This window comes from Shigella sp. SIG6, assembly GCF_053555815.1.
In genome coordinates this window covers 1-4,158 of sequence record NZ_JBQZXC010000202.1, presented here as the reverse complement: position 1 = coordinate 4,158, position 4,158 = coordinate 1, and the positions used below count along the sequence as shown (strand labels likewise).

The following is a 4,158-nucleotide window of genomic DNA, read 5'->3' as shown; positions in this document are numbered from 1 at the left end:
CCACCGCCTGGCACTTCCCAGATAAATCGCAACGGTTCTGCTGCCGCTATACCGGAAAAGGCCACGGTGGTACCGCTCTGCCCCTCTAATTCGACACAACGAGATTGCGAACACAAGCGAACCCGCAGTCCTGCAGGTGTCGGGCCGATAAGCTGATAACGCCACGCCACCAGCGTCATCAATCCTGAAGCAGGTTGTCGCGCAGAAAGAGGTGCAGACGACATCGACTCACCGCGATGATTTAGCGTAATTCCGACACTACTTGCCTGCCACATCCCCTCCCCGGCGGCTTGCACCAGCAGCGGAAACAATAATATCGCTAATAAGGTTCTCATCATTTACCGCCAATTGTCGCCGTCATGCGGATATGTCGGTTATCAGACAGTTCCAGATTCGACAGGACCACTAACTGCGGCAAGCTGCGGCGCAGGAAGCGAGACAATAATGGTCGCAGCGCGTGGTTCACCAACAATACTGGCGGCGCACCCATCATCTCCTGACGGGATAGCGCTTCCTGAGTTTGCGCCAGTAAACGATCCGCCAGCCCTGGCTCCAGTCCTCCCCCGCCCTGCAGCGCCTGTAGTAACAAACGTTCCAGCGGTGTATCGAGGCCAATAACATGGACTTCATCTTTGCCAGGAAACCACTGCTGGGTAATCGCCCGTCCCAACGCCACGCGCACGGCGGCGGTTAATTCATGTGGATCGCTTTGGATGGGCGCATGTTCCGCCAGCGTTTCGAGAATGGTGCGCATATCGCGAATCGGTACTTTTTCATCGAGGAGATTTTGCAGCACTTTATGCAGTGTGGTGAGCGTGACGACGCCAGGAACGAGATCTTCCGTCAGCTTTGGCATCTCCTGGGCGACGCGATCCAACAGCTGTTGCGCCTCCTGACGACCAAACAGCTCTGCGGCATGCTGGCTAATGAGGTGGTTAAGATGCGTTGCTACCACCGTGCTGGCCTCAACCACTGTGTACCCCTGAATCTGCGCCTGTTCTTTTAGCGCACTTTCAATCCAGATAGCATTCAGGCCAAATGCCGGATCGACGGTCGCCTCACCAGGTAACGTCCCGGCAGCGGTTCCAGGGTTAATCGCCAGCCAGCGCCCCGGATAAGCATCACCACTGCCAATCTCCACGCCTTTCATCAAAATGCGATAGCGGGCAGGTTGCAGATCCATATTGTCGCGAATGTGCACCACTGGCGGCAGAAATCCCATCTCCTGGGCAAATTTCTTGCGGATACTGCGTATACGGCCCAACAACTCACCATCCTGCTGGAAATCGACCATCGGGATCAGTCGATAACCCACTTCCATTCCCAGAGAATCTTCCAGTTGTACATCGTTCCACGTCGCTTCGACAACGGTATTATTCTCTGCCATTTTTACCGGTTTGGGTTCGGCAGGCGCTTTTTGTTCGCGTCCGCGTATCCACCAGGCCAGCCCCAGCAATCCGGCAGTGAACAGCAAAAATACCAGGTTCGGCATTCCAGGCACCAGGCCGAGTAAACCGAGCACGGCGGCGCTTAACAACATAACGCTTGGGTTACTGAAAAGCTGATTCACCATCTGCTCGCCAACATCCTGATCGGTGCTGACACGCGTAACGATGCCCCCCGCGGCGGTAGAAATCACCAGCGCCGGAATTTGTGCCACCAGACCGTCGCCAATGGTCAATAGCGTATAACTTTCCGCCGCGTGTCCCATGCTCATGCCAGTTGCAGCACGCCGACCAGCAACCCGCCGACAACGTTAATGACCATGATGAGGATCCCGGCAATGGCATCGCCGCGAACAAACTTACTTGCCCCGTCCATTGAGCCGTAAAAATCGGCTTCCTGAGTCACTTCGGAGCGGCGTTTTTTCGCCTCATCTTCACCAATCAATCCAGCGTTAAGGTCGGCGTCAATCGCCATCTGCTTACCCGGCATACCATCGAGAACAAAGCGCGCACCCACTTCTGCGATACGCCCGGCACCTTTGGTAATGACCATAAAGTTGATGATCACGAGAATGACAAACACCACGATACCGATAGCGAAATTGCCACCAACGAGGAAGTGACCGAACGCTTCGACCACCTTCCCAGCCGCCGCGCCGGTATGCCCTTCCATCAAAATGATACGGGTTGAAGCCACGTTAAGTGCCAGACGCAACAACGTAGTAAACAACAGAATGGTCGGAAACGCAGCAAACTCAAGCGTGCGCTGGGTAAACATCGCCACCAGCAACACCATGATCGACAAGGCAATATTGAGGTCGAGTATGAATGCGGGCAGTGGCAGCACCATCATCGACAAGATCAACAGGATCAAAATCGGTCCAGCAAGGATCTGCCATTATGTCGATTTCAGGTTTGCGGGCAGGCGCAGCATCGCGGCCAGATTACTCATGGGTCGGTTTCTCGTTAATAAAATCCAGGGCTTCCGGTACCGGAAGATGAGTAGGTGTACAGGGCGCAGTCCACCAGCCAGACGCCAGCGTTTCAGTTGCCAGACCCAGGCCAGCACTTCCGCCACCGCGGCGTACAGTTGACCCGGGATTTGTTGACCAATCTCCGCATGTCGATACAGCGCTCGCGCCAGCGGCGGCGCTTCAAGCGTCGGGACGTTATTTTCAGCGCCAATTTCACGAATGCGCAGCACGACCAGCCCTGCACCTTTAGCGACCACTTTCGGTGCGCTCATTTTGTTTTCGTCATACTGCAGCGCTACCGAATAGTGGTTCGGGTTATTGACAATGACATCCGCTTTCGGCACATCGGCCATCATCCGACGCCGTGCGGCAGCTCGCTGCATCTGACAGATCCGTCCTTTAACATGGGGGTCGCCTTCGCTTTGTTTGAACTCATCACGAATATCCTGCCGCGACATTCGCAGCTTTTTCAGGTGGCTGAAGATTTGGAAAAAGACGTCAAATCCCACCATTGGAATGACACCAAGCACCACCAGCAGTGCGCATAGCCCTACCAAATCCATCGCATTACCCATGGCGGTAATCGGTGACTCGGCCATTAAGCGCATCATCTGCGGCCAGTGATGCCAGAGAAAAAACCCCGTCACGCTGCCAACCAGGATGGTTTTCAAAATTGCCTTAAGCAACTCCGCGCTAGTCTGTGCCGAGAATATCCGTTTAATGCCCGGTAGCGGGTTGAGTTTGGAAAACTTCGGCTGCAAGGATTTGCCGCTAAATACCAGCCCCCCCAGCATAACCGGAGAAATGAGCGCCACCAGCACCACGCCGCTAATCAGCGGTAGCAGCGCCAGCATGGCTTCTCTGATCAGCAGAATAATTTGCCCGAGGATCAGATTCGGGTCTTTGATAATACTGTGATCAAAATGCAGCCCAGCGGAGAGCATGCCCGACAATCGACGGGCCAGCGACACACCGCCAAACCAGATAACACTAACGCCCACCAGCAAAATCAGCAGTGAGGTCAGTTCACGGGAACGCGGGATTTGCCCCTCTTCCCGCGCTTTTTCTAGTCGGTGAGGTGTGGGGGCTTCTGTTTTGTCGTCGCTCTCGTCAGACACGTCGCCAATCCTGGAAAGAGTATTAAGCGTAAATGATGCCAGAGCGCAAAGCGTTCAATGGTTTAAGTAAGGGGCAAAACAGGTGGGATTTAGGGCGTTTATGCAAAAATAGGTTCAGTTGCAGAACGTTTTGCGAACCATTTTCCAGTTCTGATATTTAGCCATTTAGCCTATAGAATCGCCCTCCGCCTCTCTGTTAGTTTGCTAATAATTAAATTATTACAAAGGTGATCAAATGGAATAGCAACAATTGCTTAACTGCAACCGTCGGAAAGATAATCTAAAAAAAACCAACATAGCATTTTTACATCCCCTTGCTAGCGGAAGACAAGAGATCGAGCGGGATTACGACCGATTACTTTTTGCTGCACCAACTCGTCGGCTTGCGGATAAAACACAAGTTTTCCCGTTAGATCAAAATGACAGCATACGGACGAGGCTGACTCATTCTCACGAAGTAGCAAACTTTGCTCGCGGGATAGGAATGAGGCTCGCTTTCGAGATGAAGGAGCACATCTTTGGCGAAATACCCACGGGGATTGTCGTTGAACGCGACGTTCCTGCTCTGTTAGCCGCGATCGGACTGGCACACGATCTCGGTAATCCACCATTTGGGCATCT

The 4,158-nt window shown here is 53.5% G+C and carries 2 protein-coding genes and 2 pseudogenes; 1 reads left to right on the top strand and 3 read right to left on the bottom strand.

Annotated features, from left to right (window positions below; translation table 11 throughout):
• From flhE to flhB, 3 genes and pseudogenes are all read right to left on the bottom strand, one after another.
• Positions 1-335, bottom strand: a 335-nt coding sequence (gene flhE, locus ACUU1M_RS19150; protein WP_001259572.1) for a flagellar protein FlhE, incomplete at its 3' end; no start/stop codon positions are given.
• A pseudogene (flhA, locus tag ACUU1M_RS19145) lies at positions 335-2,337 on the bottom strand (flagellar biosynthesis protein FlhA). The gene flhE and the pseudogene flhA, both read right to left, overlap by 1 nt.
• Positions 2,338-2,389: 52 nt before the next feature.
• Positions 2,390-3,537: pseudogene (flhB, locus tag ACUU1M_RS19140) on the bottom strand (flagellar biosynthesis protein FlhB).
• A gap of 250 nt (positions 3,538-3,787) precedes the next feature.
• Between flhB and ACUU1M_RS19135 the strand changes: the two are divergent.
• A partial coding sequence (locus ACUU1M_RS19135; RefSeq protein ID WP_449144745.1) for an HD domain-containing protein occupies positions 3,788-4,158 on the top strand: 371 nt, incomplete at its 3' end.